This window comes from Paenibacillus litoralis, assembly GCF_046244365.1.
In the GTDB taxonomy this organism is placed as follows: domain Bacteria; phylum Bacillota; class Bacilli; order Paenibacillales; family NBRC-103111; genus Paenibacillus_V.
On the sequence record NZ_CP176395.1, the window covers coordinates 3,129,376 to 3,145,602 of the forward strand.

Annotated in this window: 12 protein-coding genes and 1 pseudogene; 10 read left to right on the forward strand and 3 right to left on the reverse strand. The window is 49.4% G+C overall.

Features of this window, described 5'->3' with window-relative positions; all coding sequences use genetic code 11:
• Nucleotides 1–3: 3 nt before the first annotated feature.
• The 7 genes from ACKGJP_RS12525 to ACKGJP_RS12555 all read left to right on the forward strand — a co-directional run bounded on the left by ACKGJP_RS12525 (nucleotide 4) and on the right by ACKGJP_RS12555 (nucleotide 8,885).
• The gene (locus ACKGJP_RS12525; RefSeq protein ID WP_409345967.1) at nucleotides 4–1,527 is read left to right on the forward strand and encodes an ABC transporter substrate-binding protein; all 1,524 of its coding nucleotides are present in this window, start codon (nucleotides 4–6) and stop codon (nucleotides 1,525–1,527) included.
• A gap of 77 nt (nucleotides 1,528–1,604) precedes the next feature.
• The gene (locus ACKGJP_RS12530; RefSeq protein WP_409345968.1) at nucleotides 1,605–2,411 is read left to right on the forward strand and encodes a tyrosine-protein phosphatase; all 807 of its coding nucleotides are present in this window, start codon (nucleotides 1,605–1,607) and stop codon (nucleotides 2,409–2,411) included.
• Between the two features lie 107 nt (nucleotides 2,412–2,518).
• Complete coding sequence (locus ACKGJP_RS12535; RefSeq protein WP_409345969.1) at nucleotides 2,519–2,911, forward strand: hypothetical protein; 393 nt, start codon at nucleotides 2,519–2,521, stop codon at nucleotides 2,909–2,911.
• A gap of 16 nt (nucleotides 2,912–2,927) precedes the next feature.
• Nucleotides 2,928–4,625: a glycoside hydrolase family 3 protein gene (locus tag ACKGJP_RS12540; RefSeq protein WP_409345970.1), complete on the forward strand. Its 1,698-nt coding sequence runs from the start codon at nucleotides 2,928–2,930 to the stop codon at nucleotides 4,623–4,625.
• Nucleotides 4,626–4,646: 21 nt separating this feature from the next.
• Entirely contained in the window at nucleotides 4,647–5,315 is a 669-nt protein-coding gene (gene pgmB, locus ACKGJP_RS12545; protein WP_409345971.1) for a beta-phosphoglucomutase, read from the forward strand.
• Nucleotides 5,316–5,431: 116 nt separating this feature from the next.
• Nucleotides 5,432–7,060: a sulfatase-like hydrolase/transferase gene (locus ACKGJP_RS12550; RefSeq protein WP_409345972.1), complete on the forward strand. Its 1,629-nt coding sequence runs from the start codon at nucleotides 5,432–5,434 to the stop codon at nucleotides 7,058–7,060.
• Nucleotides 7,061–7,124: 64 nt separating this feature from the next.
• Nucleotides 7,125–8,885, forward strand: coding sequence for a sulfatase (locus tag ACKGJP_RS12555; protein WP_409347147.1), 1,761 nt, complete (start codon nucleotides 7,125–7,127; stop codon nucleotides 8,883–8,885).
• 1,056 nt (nucleotides 8,886–9,941) lie between these two features.
• Here the strand turns inward: ACKGJP_RS12555 and ACKGJP_RS12560 are convergent.
• Nucleotides 9,942–11,321 carry a DJ-1/PfpI family protein gene (locus ACKGJP_RS12560; protein WP_409345973.1) on the reverse strand — a complete coding sequence of 460 codons (1,380 nt, stop codon included), beginning with the start codon at nucleotides 11,319–11,321 and terminating at the stop codon, nucleotides 9,942–9,944.
• A 1,200-nt stretch (nucleotides 11,322–12,521) separates the two neighbouring features.
• Here ACKGJP_RS12560 and ACKGJP_RS12565 point away from each other — a divergent pair.
• Together ACKGJP_RS12565 and ACKGJP_RS12570 are read left to right on the forward strand one after the other, a co-directional pair.
• Entirely contained in the window at nucleotides 12,522–12,917 is a 396-nt protein-coding gene (locus ACKGJP_RS12565) for a MerR family transcriptional regulator (protein ID WP_409345974.1), read from the forward strand.
• A gap of 58 nt (nucleotides 12,918–12,975) precedes the next feature.
• Nucleotides 12,976–13,593, forward strand: coding sequence for an NADPH-dependent F420 reductase (locus tag ACKGJP_RS12570; protein WP_409345975.1), 618 nt, complete (start codon nucleotides 12,976–12,978; stop codon nucleotides 13,591–13,593).
• A gap of 679 nt (nucleotides 13,594–14,272) precedes the next feature.
• Here the strand turns inward: ACKGJP_RS12570 and ACKGJP_RS12575 are convergent.
• Nucleotides 14,273–14,794 (reverse strand): annotated as a pseudogene (locus tag ACKGJP_RS12575) (IS110 family transposase); the annotation flags it as partial.
• A 5-nt stretch (nucleotides 14,795–14,799) separates the two neighbouring features.
• Between ACKGJP_RS12575 and ACKGJP_RS12580 the strand changes: the two are divergent.
• Nucleotides 14,800–15,168, forward strand: coding sequence for a GNAT family N-acetyltransferase (locus tag ACKGJP_RS12580; protein ID WP_409345976.1), 369 nt, complete (start codon nucleotides 14,800–14,802; stop codon nucleotides 15,166–15,168).
• A gap of 101 nt (nucleotides 15,169–15,269) precedes the next feature.
• On the opposite strand, the gene ACKGJP_RS12585 is transcribed toward ACKGJP_RS12580, so the two are convergent.
• Nucleotides 15,270–15,899, reverse strand: a complete 630-nt coding sequence (locus tag ACKGJP_RS12585) for an isochorismatase family cysteine hydrolase (RefSeq protein ID WP_409345977.1) — start codon at nucleotides 15,897–15,899, stop codon at nucleotides 15,270–15,272.
• Nucleotides 15,900–16,227 lie beyond the last annotated feature (328 nt).

Here is a 16,227-nt window from a genome sequence, read left to right on the forward strand (position 1 = left end):
AGAATGAACAGGAAAAGAAACGTAATGCAGTCGGGGCTGACGGTCGTTCTTACATCGGGCATGCTTCTTGCAGGCTGCGGTGCCGCAAACGAAGGCGGTACGAAAGAGTCGACACCGTCTGCGACGAAGAGCGGTAAAGATTTGGCGCCATACGAGGTGACGATGGCATTCTTTGGAAGCGACCAGAAGGACCTGCAAGCCGTCCAGAACGAAATGAACAACATTTTGAAGGAGAAAATCAACGCGACCGTCAAATTGACGCCGATCAGTATCAGCGCATGGCAGCAGCAAACGAACCTGATGCTCGCAGGCAACGAGAAAATCGATCTGATGTTCACCTCGACCGGGTTCAATTACAGCACGCAAGTGGCGAAAGGGCAATTGTCTGCATTGGACGAGCTGATCGAGAAAAACGGGGGCGGCATCAAAAAAGCGCTTGCGCCATATCAGCTTTCGGCATCCAAAATAAACGGCAAGAGCTATGCGATTCCGGCCGTAAAAGACATGGCTTCCGATTACGGCATCTTGATGCGCAAGGATCTTGTCGACAAATACAAAATCGATTTGAGCAAAATCAAAACGATCAACGATCTGGACGCCGTCTTCCAGACGATCAAAGACAACGAGCCGAATATGGTGCCTCTAGTCGCCAAAAATCCCGGAACGGGTCCATTCTACGCAGGTTATGTCCCCTATGACGGCCTAAGCGGCGGTGTCGGCGTATTGCCGGACTACGACAATAACATGAAGGTGGTCAACTGGTATGAAACCCCGCAATATGCGGATCAATTGAATGTCCTTCGCAAATGGTATCAAGCCGGTTATTTGCTGAAGGACGCCTCCACAAGCAAACAAGACGGCAGGGAGCTCGTAAAGGCCGGAAAGGCGTTTGCCTATTTTTCGAATTTGAAGCCCGGCACTGAAATAGAAGCATCCAGGAAAAGCGGCAAAGAGATGACGGTGGTGCGGATGACGCCGGCGTATGCGACCACCGATTCGATCACGGGCATGATGTGGTCGATTCCGAAAAATTCGAAGGACCCGGAAAGAGCGATGATGGTACTCGATCTGCTCTATTCGGATAAACAGTTGTACAATCTTTTTGCTTGGGGAATCGAAGGAAAGCATTACGTGAAAAAATCGGAAAATGTTATCGACTTTCCCGCTGGCGTAGATATTGCGAATAACGGCTATAACTTCAACACGCCTTATATGTTTGGCAATCAATTTCTGTCCTACACGTGGTCGGATCAAGATCCAAATTCCTGGACGATCATGGACGAGTTCAATAAGGGCTCCAAAAAATCGAAAGCGCTTGGCTTTATTTTCGACGTGGAGAAGGTGAAGACGGAAATGGCCGCGGTCACTAACGTTCTAACCGAATACGTCGTCGGCTTGGAAACCGGGACGCTCGATCCTGCGGAAAATTTGCCGAAGTTTATCGCTAAATTGAAGGCGGCAGGCAGCGATAAAATCATAAGCGAGAAACAGAAGCAGCTTGACGAATGGGCGAAAACGCAGAAATAACGGTCTATCATAGTAAATGTCAACGGTAAACGCAAGGCGTTTATCCTTGTCCAAAAAATCATCTAAGGAGTGGACGTATGCAAAGGGTAATGCCATTTGAAGGAACACATAATTTTCGAGATATGGGAGGCTATCGAACTGCCGATGGCCGGAAAGTCAAATATGGTCTCTTTTTTCGTTCCGATGAATTGACCGGCTTGTCGGAGCAAGATATTGCGGCTTTTCAAGCCTTAAATATCAAAACGATTTTCGACTACCGCGATGACTATGAAGCGCTCAAAAAGCCGGACCCGGTGTTGAACGGCGCGAAAAATATTCGAATACCCGCCATTCAAGCGGATCAAGCGTCGCAAATCAATATGCCGGGGAATGCGAATGATGGCGGCCGCGGTGAGCATTTTATCGTCGAATTGGTTAAAAGCGGCTTTTTCAAACAATTTCGCGCCGATACGATGATGTTGGAATTGTACGCGAAGCTTCCGTTCGGCAACCCGTCCTATAGACGGTTGATGGAAATGATCCAGGATTCGAACAATCTTGGGCTGCTGCATCACTGCACGGCGGGCAAGGACCGAACGGGAGTCGGTGCCGCCTTGATCCTGCTGGCGCTCGGCGTGCCGGAACGAACGGTCATGGAAGACTACTTGCTTACGAATGAAACGATGAAAGCTTTTAACGGGAACATGCTGAGTCGGCTTGCCGAGCACGTAAATGATGCCGAATTGCAAAATATCGAACATATGCTGGGCGTAAAGGAAGAATTCATGGAAGCTGTTTTCGGTTCGATCAAAAAGACGTACGGCAATGCCGACACTTATTTTGCCGAGGAATTCGGCCTAGCGAAGCAAAATCGTGAGGCCCTGCAGCATATGTGCCTGGAATAAGGGGGAGGCGATATTGAACGGCATCGCTTCGCAAATATGGCATCTCGGTTACTGGGATATGTTTGTGCGCATGGTTCTGGCCGCAGTTTTGGGCGGGGTTTTTATTTGTGGCTTTTCTATGTACGTTTTTTATTCTTATTAGTTTATATGTGCTGAACAAGTGGGAAAAGCATTTGATGCGCCACCGCAAAATACATGAGGTTACGTTTACGATACTCGATGTGCCTGGTGTTCTCGGGAAGGTTGCCTCCAAATTCGGCGAGAAGGGCATTCAAATCGCGAACGTAAAGTTGGTTCCGGAGGAGCAAGCCCCTCCGGAACCCGGAGGCATGCCGGCGATGAAGCTCAGCTTTACGGAGAAGATGCATAACGAAGATAAGATCATCCAAGCGTTGGAGGAAATAACGGCGCTGGATGTGGTGTTGTGGACGGAATCGAACTATTTGCCGGTCTCGAAATCGGCCATGCTGGCAGCTGAAAAGAATGCCATGCATCTATGAGCAGGGGGGAACGTTCTTGGTAAATTTGGCGGCTAAACCGTTCTATTTGCAGGAAGAGGATATGGAGTGGGTCCGTAAGACGCTAGCTGAGATGGATGTGAGAGAGAAAGTCGGGCAGTTGTTTTGTCCGATCGGGATGACGGATGATCGCCAGCAGCTGAAAACGTTAATCGAGGGGGTAAAGCCGGGCGGCATGTTGTTCCGGCCGGGTCCGGGGGAGCGCATGCAGGAAGCGCACCGCTTTTTGCAGGGGCATTCCAAGGTGCCGTTGCTCCTTGCAGCCAATCTGGAATCCGGCGGTAATGGCATAACGGCGGACGGCACGTATTTCGGCAAGCAGATGCAGGTTGCGGCGACGGATAATGAAGAGTTTGCCTATAAATTGGGGCTTGTAGCCGGCAGAGAAGGGCGAGCCGTCGGCTGCAACTGGTCGTTCGCGCCGGTTGTCGACATCGATCTCAACTTCCGCAATCCAATCACGAATGTTCGATCGTTCGGCTCCGATCCGGCTAGAGTCGCAAGGATGGCTAAAGCGTATACCGAAGGTCTTCAAAAGAGCGGGTTAGCCGTATCTGTCAAGCATTTTCCCGGCGATGGCGTGGACGAACGCGACCAGCATTTGCTGACAACGGTCAATTCGCTATCCGTGGACGAATGGGAAGCGACGTTCGGCATGGTGTATCGGGAGCTGATCGAAGCGGGAGCCAAGACCGTCATGGTCGGCCATATTATGCTTCCTGCTTATTCGCGGAAACTTGTGCCCGGCATCGCCGATGAGGAACTGATGCCTGCCACGCTGGCGCCCGAGCTGATCGGTACGCTGCTTCGCCGGCAGCTGGGTTTTAACGGCCTCGTCGTCACAGACGCTACGCCGATGGCCGGCTTTATGATGGCGGAGAAGCGGGAAATCGCCGTCCCGAAAACGATCGCCGCCGGCTGCGACATGTTCCTGTTCAACAAGAATATACAGGAGGATTTCCTGTATATGATAAAAGGGCTGGAGAGCGGCATTTTGACGATGGAAAGATTGGATGAAGCGGTCACGCGCATTTTGGCGCTTAAAGCTTCTCTCGGTTTGCATAAACGGCAGCGGGAAGGAACGCTTGTGCCGGGACGGGATGAGCTGGCGGTTTTGCAATGCGACGAGCATCGGCTATGGGCGCAGGAATGCGCCGATCAAGCGGTCACGCTCGTTAAGGATACGCAGCAGCTACTGCCGATCGGCGTCGTTACGCACAAGCGCATGCTGCTATACGTGCTTGGCGACGGTGGCGGCCATCGCAGTACGCCCATTTCTCCCTATTTGATCGCTAAATTACAGGCGGAAGGGTTCGAAGTCACCGTTTTTGACAACAAAAATGTGGACTTCAGAGCGATGTTCAGCGGGGTAGGGGAGCTGCGCGAGCAATACGATTTGGCGCTATACGTCGCCAACGTCGAACCGGCAAGCAACCGGACTACGGTGCGCCTCGATTGGGAGCCGCTTCTCGCCGCCGATGTCCCTTGGTTTGTCCGGGAGCTTCCTACCGTATTTGTTTCCGTAGCGAGCCCATATCATCTGCAGGATGTTCCGCGGGTCCAAACGTACATTAACGCGTATTCGGGCAGCGAGACGATTATTGATGCGGTTGTCGACAAGCTGCTCGGCAGAACGGATTTCAAAGGAATAAGCCCGGTAGACCCATTCTGCGGCTGTTGGGAAGCGAAGTTGTAAGACGATGACGCGGAGGAAACGATGAACATAGAAGCGGTTATTTTCGATTTGGACGGCGTACTCGTACACACCGACCATTACCACTATTTGGCATGGAAGCGGATGTGCGACGAGGAGGGCATTCCGTTCGACGAACGGACTAACGACAGGCTGCGGGGCGTAAGCCGGATGGCATGCGTGAATATCATTTTGGAAAAGGCGTCACGCCAATATTCGCCGCAGGAGAAAATGCAATTCGCCGAACGAAAAAACGGGTACTACAAGGAGATGCTGCAATCTTTATCTGCAGCTGACTTGCCCTCCGGAGCCGCGATGACGCTTGATTCTTTGCGGGGCGAAGGCATCAAGCTGGCAATCGGGTCCTCGAGCCGAAACGCTCCGTATATTCTTGAACGGCTCGAACTTATGCATAAGTTCGATGCCGTAGCGGACGGCAATGAAATTCGCTGCAGCAAACCGGATCCCGAAGTGTTTTTGCTGGCGGCAAGCAAATTGGGGGTGCGCCCGGACCGCTGCCTGGTCGTGGAGGATGCGGCAGCCGGGGTGGAAGCGGCGGTCAGAGGAGGTATGTGGGTTGCGGCCATCGGCGAGGCTTGCTTATGCGGCATGGCGGATTATCATATTGGCCGCATCGAAGAATTGCTGCCGATCTTGCAAGCGAAAGGCGGCGGAAGGCAGAGAACGATTTGAAGCCTACGGCGAGAAGGTTGGAGTGACCGGAAGTCTACGGCGGAAGATAGAGAACGATCCGAAGCCGATACGTAATAGGGTTATATATAAAAAGAATCGGACGGGAGTGTCGCGTGTTGAGCCATACAGCAGGAAGACCGAATATTTTGTGGATTACGCTCGAAGATACGAGCCCTAGAATGGGCTGTTATGGAGATGCCTTGGCACGCACGCCCCATATCGACAGGCTGGCCGGCGATGGCATGCTGTACCGAAATGCGTTTGCCGTAGCTGGCGTGTGCGCCCCCAGCCGATCTTCAGTCATTACGGGGATGTACCCGACTTCGATTGGAACGCATCACATGCGTACCGGGCATACGAACCCATTGATGCCGGAGCTGCCAACACCGTATTATGCGGTTCCTCCCGCTCATGTCAAGACGATTCCCGAAATGATGCGCGCAAACGGCTATTATTGCACGAATAACTGGAAGACGGATTATCAGTTCGAGGCGCCATTAACAGCGTGGGACGAGAACGGGATGGAAGCGCATTGGCGGAAACGGGAACCCGGACAGCCTTTCTTCGCCGTTTTCAACTATATGTTTACTCATGAAAGCGGCATATGGAGGGCGGAAATAGCGGAAGCAATCCGCAAAATCCATGGAGACAAGCCGCTTCTTACCGACCCGGATCAGGTTAACGTTCCTCCGTATATTCCCGACACACCCAAATCGCGTTTGGCGCTTGCCAAACATTATGACCTTGTGGCAAACGCAGATGAGTACGTTGGTCGTCTCCTTCAGCAGCTTGAAGAGGATGGTTTGACGGACAATACGATCGTCATGTTGTGGAGCGATCACGGCGAAGGACTGCCGCGTGCCAAACGCTGGACGTACGATGCAGGGATTCGCGTTCCGCTCATCGTCCGTTGGCCCGGTCACGTGAAAAGCGGACAAATCAGCGAGCAAATGGTCAGTATGATCGATCTGGGTCCGACGGTGCTATCTTTGGCAGGACTATCCGTCCCAAGATATATGCAAGGTCAATCGTTCATGGGGAAACAGGCCAAACCGAGAGATTGCATTTTCGCTACCCGCGACCGTTACGACGAGTCTTACGACAAGGTACGCGCGGTTCGAGATAGCAGATTCAAATACATTCGCAACGATTATCCGCTGCAGCCTTACCTGCAGTGGATTCCATTCAGTCATGACCATCCAATGTGGCAGGAGCTTTGGAGGCTGAATATGACAGGCGAGTTGACTGACGATCAAAAGGTACTCTTGCAAAATGGTCGACCTGCGGAAGAATTGTACGATTGCTTGAACGATCCTTACGAACTGCGTAATTTGGCTGCCGATCCGGCTTATGGCGAGCCTTTGCATCGAATGCGAAAGTTGCTCGACGATTGGTGCGGTAAATACGATAGCTGGGGAGATATTCCCGAAGAGCAGATGGTTGCCCGCATGTGGCCTGACAGGGTGCAGCCGCAAACCGCCAAACCGCTTATCATTCCAATTAATAGCCGGATGCCGGGAAAGGATGCCGTATATAGCGGAGCCTTTGACGAGCCGACCGCGATCATGCTTCACTCGGCGACGCAAGGGGCTTCCATCGCGTATACGGTCGATGACGATCCCCGTTGGAAGTTGTACACAGGACCAATCAAGATACACGCCGGCAAGATCCGTATTTTGGCTAAAGCGGGACGTATCGGATATCGGGACAGCGAAGAGGCAGAGGCTTCGTTTGTTGTCGAATAAGCAAACGGCATAAAGTGCTGCTGGCGCTGACAAGTACAGGTAAGCGAAAGGACGGTTGACAGAAATGCGAGCGGTCATGCTTATGTTCGATTCGTTGAATAAACGAATGCTTCCGAATTATGGATGTGATTGGATCAAAGCGCCCAACTTTGCGAGGCTCTCCGATAAAACGGTCACGTTCGATCGTTGCTACGCAGGCAGCTTGCCTTGCATGCCCGCACGCAGAGAATTGCATACGGGGCGTTACAACTTTTTGCATCGAAGCTGGGGACCATTGGAACCGTATGACGTGTCGGCAATCGAATTGTTGAAGAAGAACAAGGTATACACGCATCTAACGACAGATCATAATCATTATTTCGAAGAGGGCGGAGCGACTTACCATACGAAATATAACTCATGGGAGTTTGCCAGAGGACAAGAAGGAGACCCATGGAAAGGGCAAGTGGAAGAACCGCCTATTCCGGAGACGTTAAGCAATCCGAAGCCGGGCGGTCTATGGAGGCAAGACTGGGTAAACCGTCAATTTTTGAAGGAAGAAGCGGATATGCCCCTTGCTGTCACGGTAGCGAGAGGAATCGAATTCATCGAGCGGAATTGCAAGCAGGATCGATGGTTTTTGCAGATTGAAGCGTTCGATCCTCATGAGCCTTTCTTCACCAAACAGAAGTATAAGGACTTATATCCGCATAAGTACGACGGGAAGCATTACGATTGGCCGGATTATGCGAAGGTGACGCAAGAGCCGGAAGAAGTCCGGCATATGATCTTTGAATATGCGGCGCTAGTAAGTATGTGCGATGCTTATTTAGGAAAAGTGTTGGATACTTTCGATCGTTATGATCTATGGAAGGACACGATGCTGATCGTCAATACGGATCACGGCTTCCTGCTTGGCGAGCATCAATGGTGGGGGAAAAATATTCAGCCTTTTTACAATGAGATCGTAAATATACCGTTCTTTGTGTGGGATCCGAGATTCGGGGTCAAAAATAAACGCAGTGACGCTTTGGTTCAGACGATTGACTTGGCGCCTACGCTGCTTCATTTCTTCGATGTTCCGGTGCCGGAAACCGTGCAAGGTCAATCGCTGCATGATGTGATCGAAAGCGGCGCTTGCATCAGGGATGGAGCTTTGTTCGGGATGCACGGCGGTCATATCAACTGCACGGATGGACGATACGTCTACATGCGGGGAGCGCAGGACGTGAATAACGGTCCCTTGTATGAGTACACTTTGATGCCTGCACATATGAATAGGATGTTCGATGTCCAAGAATTGAAAGAGATGGAATTAGTCGAGCCGCTTCCTTTTAGTAATGGGTGTCCGGTCTTGAAAATCAAAGGTAACAATTTCATCAATCCTTATCTGTATGGTCATATATTGTTTGATCTTGAGAAGGACCCCCAGCAGGAAAATCCGATCGATGATCCGGAAACGGAGCTTAGCATGATCCGGCTTATGGCGAAGCTGATGCTTGAACATAACGCGCCAAGCGAACAGTTTGAGCGAACCGGCGTACCCGCGGATGGGATTGCATGTATTGCCGATCTGGAGCGAGACAAGGCTCTTAGACAGCAGCAATTGAAGGTGAATTTGGGTCAAGGCGAGGGCTGGGTAGGTAAAGCGGCGGAAGCATTCTTCGCTCTTAAATGCTTTGCGCCTGCTCCCCTTCGAGCAATTCTAAACGATAAGTTGGCCGATAAGATTCGCAGCAAGTCGGCGAATGAAGTAAGCGAAGAGGATGTCTTCCAGCTTGCAAACGATCTGTTCGGCGGCCGTGCGTCGATGTTAATAGGGTTTTTGAGGATGTCTACTATGTAGATCAATAGGGAACTGCTCCTACCAAAACAGATTCGCATCAATTGGGGCTTACGTATTTTATATCGAGAATTCAAACCCGCATTACTTGCGGGTTTTAGTTATTAATCGGACAAGTTCTTGTCTCGGACGAACGATACTGTCGGTTGACAAGAACATTATCTCCGATACGTATACGGCAGCCTCGTTAAGTAAAAGGGCAGTAATGTTTAATACATAAGGAATGCAATCTGGTAACTTCCGAACTCTAGGGGGAAATAGGATATATGAAGACAAGGGCAGGGAAGAAGTGAGTAGAGCGAAGAGTACGAAAAATAAAAAATAGTCCGCCTGGTGACAGGTCGGGACTATTTTACGCTAGTCTTTAAAAAACGAGGATTACTCCTTCTACCCGAACATTCCCCGTTCCAACGTTGGTAATTCTGAGTCGGAAAGTTCCAGAGGGAAGAGTGAAAGGCAGTACGACAATACGGGTCCCCGTCACGGTAACGCTGTTGGTCACCGGTTGTCCGGTCGTAGCATTTACGAATTGATATCGGACGATAGGGGTGGCGATGCTACCAGCTGCTCGGCTTTGAGACACGATCACTTCTCCTACGTTTATAAGTTGGTTAACTCGGAAAGACCGGGTAACGACCGATGTCCCAGGGAAAATGTTAGGGAAGAGAAACGTGATGAGTTGACGAATGAAGGATGTGGATGTTCTATGTTGGAGTACCGTTTTAAGGGAACCTTTTTTGAGCACCATTTTAAGTGAACCTTTCATTTTATGGTTGGTCACCTCCTGTCCACTTGGTATAAAGTAAGATATGTATGTCCTTGCTATTTGGTTTAGGCTTATTAGATAAATAGGTTTGCCATGCTTTAAAACCATAATGTTTCGCTGTTCTATTCCCGAGGACGGATCAATTGTGACGTCAGACTAGATGAATGCAGGTGGGGCTGGACTCCAAATGAGACCATCCGATAAAATCAAACAACGAACACGAACTGGAATTAAAAGTTAGTCATTAAACTCAATCATCCCCTCAATTGCTCTCTTTTAGAGATAGAACAGCGCTACCTCGATGCGCTTATATCTGCGGACGATCCCTTTTTCCTTTGGATGAAGCGCCGATCGATGAAAAAAGCGACGAGCAAGGACAGGACGCCGAGCAAAACCGGTACGCCAAACGCTTCCAATGAGAAGGAGCTGCCTTCCAGCTTCAGGTGGTCGGTGGCGCGATATTCGAGCCGCTTGGCGGCAAATTTCGCCGTCCGGATATCCTCCTGCTCCGCCAAATCCTCGAATGCGGGATCCATTGCAAACCGATCCGCCGCGTCGCGGTGCAGGAACAGCAGTTTCGCGCCGTTGCCGCTGTTCTTCCATAGGTTGATGTCTTCGGCGGCTGCAGACTCGGCATCGGCGCCTACGACAATCATTTTCGTCAGCTTCGGCACGTTTTTTATCTGATAACGCGCGACTAGGTTCAGGCCGTGCTTCGTTACGATTGGTTCGTTCGCGCTGGAAACGGTCAATGTCGTCGTCGTACCGGAAGCGGCGTACGTATCGAATGCGGCGGACAAATCCAATTCATCGGCGCCGTCATATAGCAGCACCCCCGCCTTTACTTTGTTCCATTGATAAGCGTTGTTCAGTACGTACGTTATATCGCTCAACCCGGCAACGAACGGCTCCATTTGCGGGTTTGTTACGTAATCGTAAGAGGGATAGTTCATCTCTTTCGCCACTTTCTTCGCCGCCGCTTCGCCCAGTTGCTGGGCGATGACGTATAGCGTAGCGTCGATTCCCGATGTCAGACCGGCAGAAGATACGATATTGCCTTGCGGGACGTAGCGCCGATCTTCCACCCACTGGATTTCCGGATATTTTTTAATGAGCCGGTTGATGTCTCCCCAATGCGTCGCGGCCGATTTGCCGTTCAGCAAGCCGGTATCCGCTAAGTTTTCCGCCCCGTTGCAAATGGTGAGCAATGTCGTCTTGGCGCTCGAGTGCTTCCGAATCCATTCTCGGACTGGCGCATATTTTTTCTCGTCCAAAATCGGCATAAACGGAATGACGATAATGTCCGGGCTTTTGCCGAGCATCGTGTCCATTTCGTCAAACGAATAATGCGGGACAACATCGAGTCCTCCGGTCAGCGATTTAATTTCGCGATCGGGGGCAACGCCGTATACATTGTAACCTTCAGTCATCGCAAACATCTCGTACGGGACGAGAAAATCGAACACTTCCGTCGCTTCGTTCGCCAGCAGCACGGCCACTGTCGGTTTGTTCGCGTCATATTTCGGAACCTGCACATTCGTCAATGTAGGGGCGGCTTTATCGTAAACCGACATTCCGGCATTCATCGTATTAACGAACCCAACCGCGCCTGTCCCCCCCACGACGACAACAAAAACGATGAGATAGATAATGATGCGTAATACAGTTTTCACTTGCTTCGCTCCTTCCAGCTAGTTTGCTTACCCATAAAATTTAACAAACCAAGATGAACATATCATCTGTCTGTTGCCCGGTAGAGGGGCTCGCCTAGCGTTGAGGCGGCTACTGGACCCTAGCCCGATTTCTTTTTTTAGCATGACTCGAAAGGGCTACATGATTTATAAAACTGTGAAAAACGCCCTGCTCGAGGTGAGGCTACTGAAGAACTAACGCTTCACATCATAGCGAAGCCTCTAAAAAGCAAAAAGACATCTGACCTTTGCAAAATCGAGCAGATGTCTTAGTTTTTTTATCCCTTTGGCACTGGGCTGGAGAGCTCTTGCTGTATGTTTGGTTGTTGAATAAGCAACTTGCCGGTGAAAGTCCGGCCGCACCGTCAACGATATGGGACATGAGAGTGCCGAGCCCCTAGGACAAATGCCAGCGCATCCAACATAAACCCAAGATATACCGTGGAAACGAACTAACTTGGCTCAAATCGCTCCTTTTGGCTAATCGGCAGGCGAGTTATTCGTCGTCCCTTCGTAAGTATGACGTATTCTGCTTGAAGGCAGGAAGCTTGGACCAGATACAATAAGCGACGCGATTGAGTGTGGTTTTTTGACAATTATAGCATCCATATGACAGCACCTTATCCGGGACATCGACATTTCATATCAATTATTCTTATTTTGAGGAAGGTATGTCCAGAATGAAAGAATTAATAGACTGGCCAGCACTTTGGACCCTCTAGGCGAGAGCCGGGAATCGATGTTGATAATTGGTTCAAGGTTACGACCTAACCGAAACTATTAAAGTTGTGGGGGTAAACATATGAATGTATTACGAAACTCCAAAATGGAGAAGATCGGAGTCGGTAGTATTGTTAAGTCTACTGAGTTATTTAACGAGAAATGTAAGACCGAAGAACATGATAGTGGTTACTATGTTCCTTTCAAAAGCGTTAAAGTTAAATACATAAGCGCGGGGTATGTCACTGTATTTGCTAATGGCTATGATAGAACCCACGACGTCAAATGGGTTGAACTAGATAAATAATCTGAGTTGAAGGGTCAATTTCTTGTCGCGGATGAACGACAAGAAATTGACCAATTTATCGAAGTAAAGTGGCATCGAGAATTTTTTTGCTTCGCGGGAGTTGACCTGGAGTCGCCTCCAGCAAGTAGAATGAGGAATGAAAGGGGGCGCGCGCGTTGTACACGATCGGTCAAGTCGTAGAGATGACGGGGTTCGGACACGATACGCTCAGGTATTACGAGAAAATCGGGCTGCTCAAGCCGCAGCGCAAACGGTCGGGCGGCGCGCGCGTGTTTAGTGACGACGATCTCCGATTGCTGTCCGGACTAAAATGTTTGAAACGGTTGGGATTGTCTTTGGAAGAGATCAAGTCGTTCACGAGTACGAACCGCTGCGTGACCGAACTCTCGTCGATGATCGACGGAGACGAAGCCGTTCTCCGGGATCGAATCGGCCTACTGACGGACCACTTGGCCCGGATGGAGACGCAGCGCCGCGAACTCGACGAGCTGATCGATCGGACGAAAAACAACATTCGTCTATACAACGAGCTGTTGGACGGAACGCCGTAAACGTTTCGAAAGTTCCGGCGTTCGAGCCTCCAAAAACACTTGCAGAGGAGATGCGAGCGTGAACATTGCAATGATCGGGTCAGGACACATCGGGGGTACGTTGGGGAAAGCATGGGCGACGAAAAGTCACCGGGTGACGTTCGGCTCGCGGGATCCGCAAAGCGAACGGATGCGCGCGCTGCTCGAGTCGATCGGCCCGAACGCCGCGGCGGCATCCGTCAAGGAAGCGGCCGCGTTCGGCGAAATTGTCGTATTGGCCGTTCCCGGCACGGAAATCGAGCGAGTGCTGGAGGAGGCGGGAGACCTGCGGCGGAAAATCGTCGTCAATGCGACGATGTTGTTTGACGGGCGGTCGGCGGACGCGGAAGTGCGGAGGCTCGCGAATGGCGCACGCGTCGTGCGGGCGTTCCATACGTCGACGTGGGAGGCGCTCGCGAACCCGCGGTTCGGCGGGGCGAACGCCACGCTCATCATGAGCGGCGAGGACGAAGAAGCCAATCAAACCGTCTTTCGGCTGGGCTCAGAAGCGGGATTCGACATGGTGGACGCCGGCGGTACGGAAGCGATGGCCGAAATCGAAAAGGCGCTCTTTTCGTTCTGGACCACGCTCTCGCCGCGGTTCGGCCGCGACTACGCAATCAGGGTTCTGCGAAGGGAAGAAGCGCAACCGTCTTAAACCGGGGCCGCGCGACAGAACGGACTGCCGCGATCGTCCGAATGCGGCGGACCACCACTAGACCGCCAAGTTGGCCGCCTCTTCGAGCGATTACATCACGATCCGGCTGGACCATCTGAACGATACGTGGTTGCACACGACATGCCGGGCAAAAAACAAATAAAACAGTCGAATAATTCCTGAAAAGGAGAGAAAATGGTTATCAAGATGGCAGCCGATTTAATCTGTGGACAATCGGACAAGTTCTTGTCGTTTAACGGGTCAAGTTCTTATCGTCCGATAAATATTATCAATTAAATATTTATCGGACGATAAGAACATAGCTCGATTCAAACCCGAATAACTTGTGGGTTTTTGATTTTATAGGGTCAAGTTCTTGTCGCGGACGAACGACAAGAACTTGACCCTTTTATCGAAGTAAAGTGGGGGCGATTAAACTAAACCAGCTAATAGTTGTCAACATTTTCTCATGAAAATAGCCGAGGTTGAAACGACTGCTGCTGTCGGACGATAATAACATAGCCCGATATAATGTGAAAGCGGCTATACCAGCTAATAGGCTGTCAATATTTAATTATTAATGAACGAAATGAAGGATGGTATACTCGTAAAAGGGGACAACAAATAACCGTCCCGCATTATATGGGAAGGTTTCCCTCAATGGCTAAGGGTTGCTAATTCAGACTAAGCGAAAAGCTTCTTTCTTGGTTAAGATGGCATAAATCCAGTGGATTCGTTTATTTGCACAAGCGATCACAGCTACTTTAAACAGTTTGCCTTCAGTACGTTTCTTATCGTAATAAGCCCTTAATTTTTTGTTGCGTGAGCATCGCAGACCACAACGAACAGCTTGGTATACGGCTGTTCGGAGCTTTCTAGAACCACGTTTAGTAATTGGATTTCGAGTAGCAGTAAACTTTCCAGAAGAAAACACGCTAGGATCAATACCCGCAAATGCGATCAGCTTCTTTGCATGATCGAACCGATCGATTTCCCCGATTTCTGCTAAAATTGTTGCCGCAAGCTTAGTACCAATGCCGGGGATCGATTGCATTAAATCATACTCCAATAATTCTTGAGCCAACTCCTCTATTGACTGATCAAGTTTGGATAGATGCTCTTGGTATTGAAGAAGTAAATTGATGAGTAGTTCCATCGATATTAAATGACTTGGGAAAGCTATCTCCTTGAAGGGATTACGCTGAAGTGGGCAGTTTATTTGATGTTACAAGATTTAATGAAGCTATTATATATGATACGAATCTTCCTTGGCAGACTAATCTAGCTATGCTTGCAAAACAAGATGGGGAAATTGTTGGTGTGGCAGGAGCAAGCAAAACCTGTGAAAAACTGTGGCAAATTGATATAGAAGTATTACCCAAATATCGTAATTTGGGATTGGCTAGTTATCTTGTAAACAAGTTAACTCTTGAAATATTGGAACGTGGAGAGATACCGAGTTATGATGTAATCGCCAGTAACATTGCTTCACAGAGAGTAGCTCACAGATTAGGATATTTTCCCGCAAGCAAGAATAACCCATCCGAACAGATTGGAGGGGGTTGTGCTATCTAAATTCATCCGTTATTCCAAGCCCTTATTCTGACCAAGCAACCACTTGGGGACAGTTAGGACAAGTTGTAATAGGAAATTAACATTGGGGAGGGGATACTGATTTATAAGTTTGAAATAGCCTCCTGTGTCGTCCAAGTAGCACTGGCAAATGCTTTATAATTGGTAACGGCAGCTTGAAAATCCTCTTCACTAATTGTTGCGGTGGCATCGTATACAACAGCTGTTTCAAAACCAGTTTCGATTAGATGCCTCATATGGGACTCTACACAAACGTTGGAAAGCACCCCTGCAATAATTATCTTCTCTTTTCTGTGTTGTCGTAACTGATATTCCAAGTCATTTGTTTGTGGGCTGGCAACCTTGTGAGGAGTTGCAATGACGGTTCTTCTATCAAAAATATAAGGTTTGAAAGAATGAACAAAATCAGCTCCATATGACGGTGGTGTGTACGCATTTGCCACTTGATACAGTCTAAGACCTAATAGCATCTTTTGTTCATTTCCTGTAAATTTCCAGCCGTAATCATGAGGGTATAAATAATGGGGCGATATGAAAAGTTGGTATCCCTTATTCATGGCAGTTCTCATTAATAGTTCAAGGTTTTGTATAGTATTGTTTCTTTCAATAGTTCCTTTAGTCAGATGATAGCCTCTTCCCCCAGGACTCATAAAGTCATTTTGTGGGTCTGTGATTACAATAGCAGTATTATTGGGATGTGGTTTAAACGGCAAATTACTTTCCTCCCTCGCAGCATAAGCTTGCGGAAATGTTTGCAACCTGTTCAGGGAAGATAGAGAAGTTGTTTTCTAAAATAGTTCAGCATTGACACGACAGCCGCACCGAACAAGTACATAGTCATTAAAAACTCTATAGGCATCTATATGTATTTGTAGTTTGTTTGGTTCCCTTTGTTATAGAAATTAGTGTGCAACTTTGACGAATTTTTTCCAGAAGGTATGCTAACGGGTTTCATTAACTCAATACATCATGACGGCAGCCGGCCAGAACGATCGGCTGCCGTTTCTCAGCTAACGGGCAGTAAAGCGTGGTATCATTGGG

What these genes read in the sequence shown, in the direction of transcription:
- ACKGJP_RS12530 (WP_409345968.1), top strand. Translation starts at nt 1,605, where the DNA reads ATGCAAAGGGTAATGCCATTTGAAGGAACACATAATTTTCGAGATATG.
- ACKGJP_RS12555 (WP_409347147.1), top strand. Translation starts at nt 7,125, where the DNA reads ATGCGAGCGGTCATGCTTATGTTCGATTCGTTGAATAAACGAATGCTT.
- ACKGJP_RS12525 (WP_409345967.1), top strand. Translation starts at nt 4, where the DNA reads ATGAACAGGAAAAGAAACGTAATGCAGTCGGGGCTGACGGTCGTTCTT.
- pgmB (WP_409345971.1), top strand. Translation starts at nt 4,647, where the DNA reads ATGAACATAGAAGCGGTTATTTTCGATTTGGACGGCGTACTCGTACAC.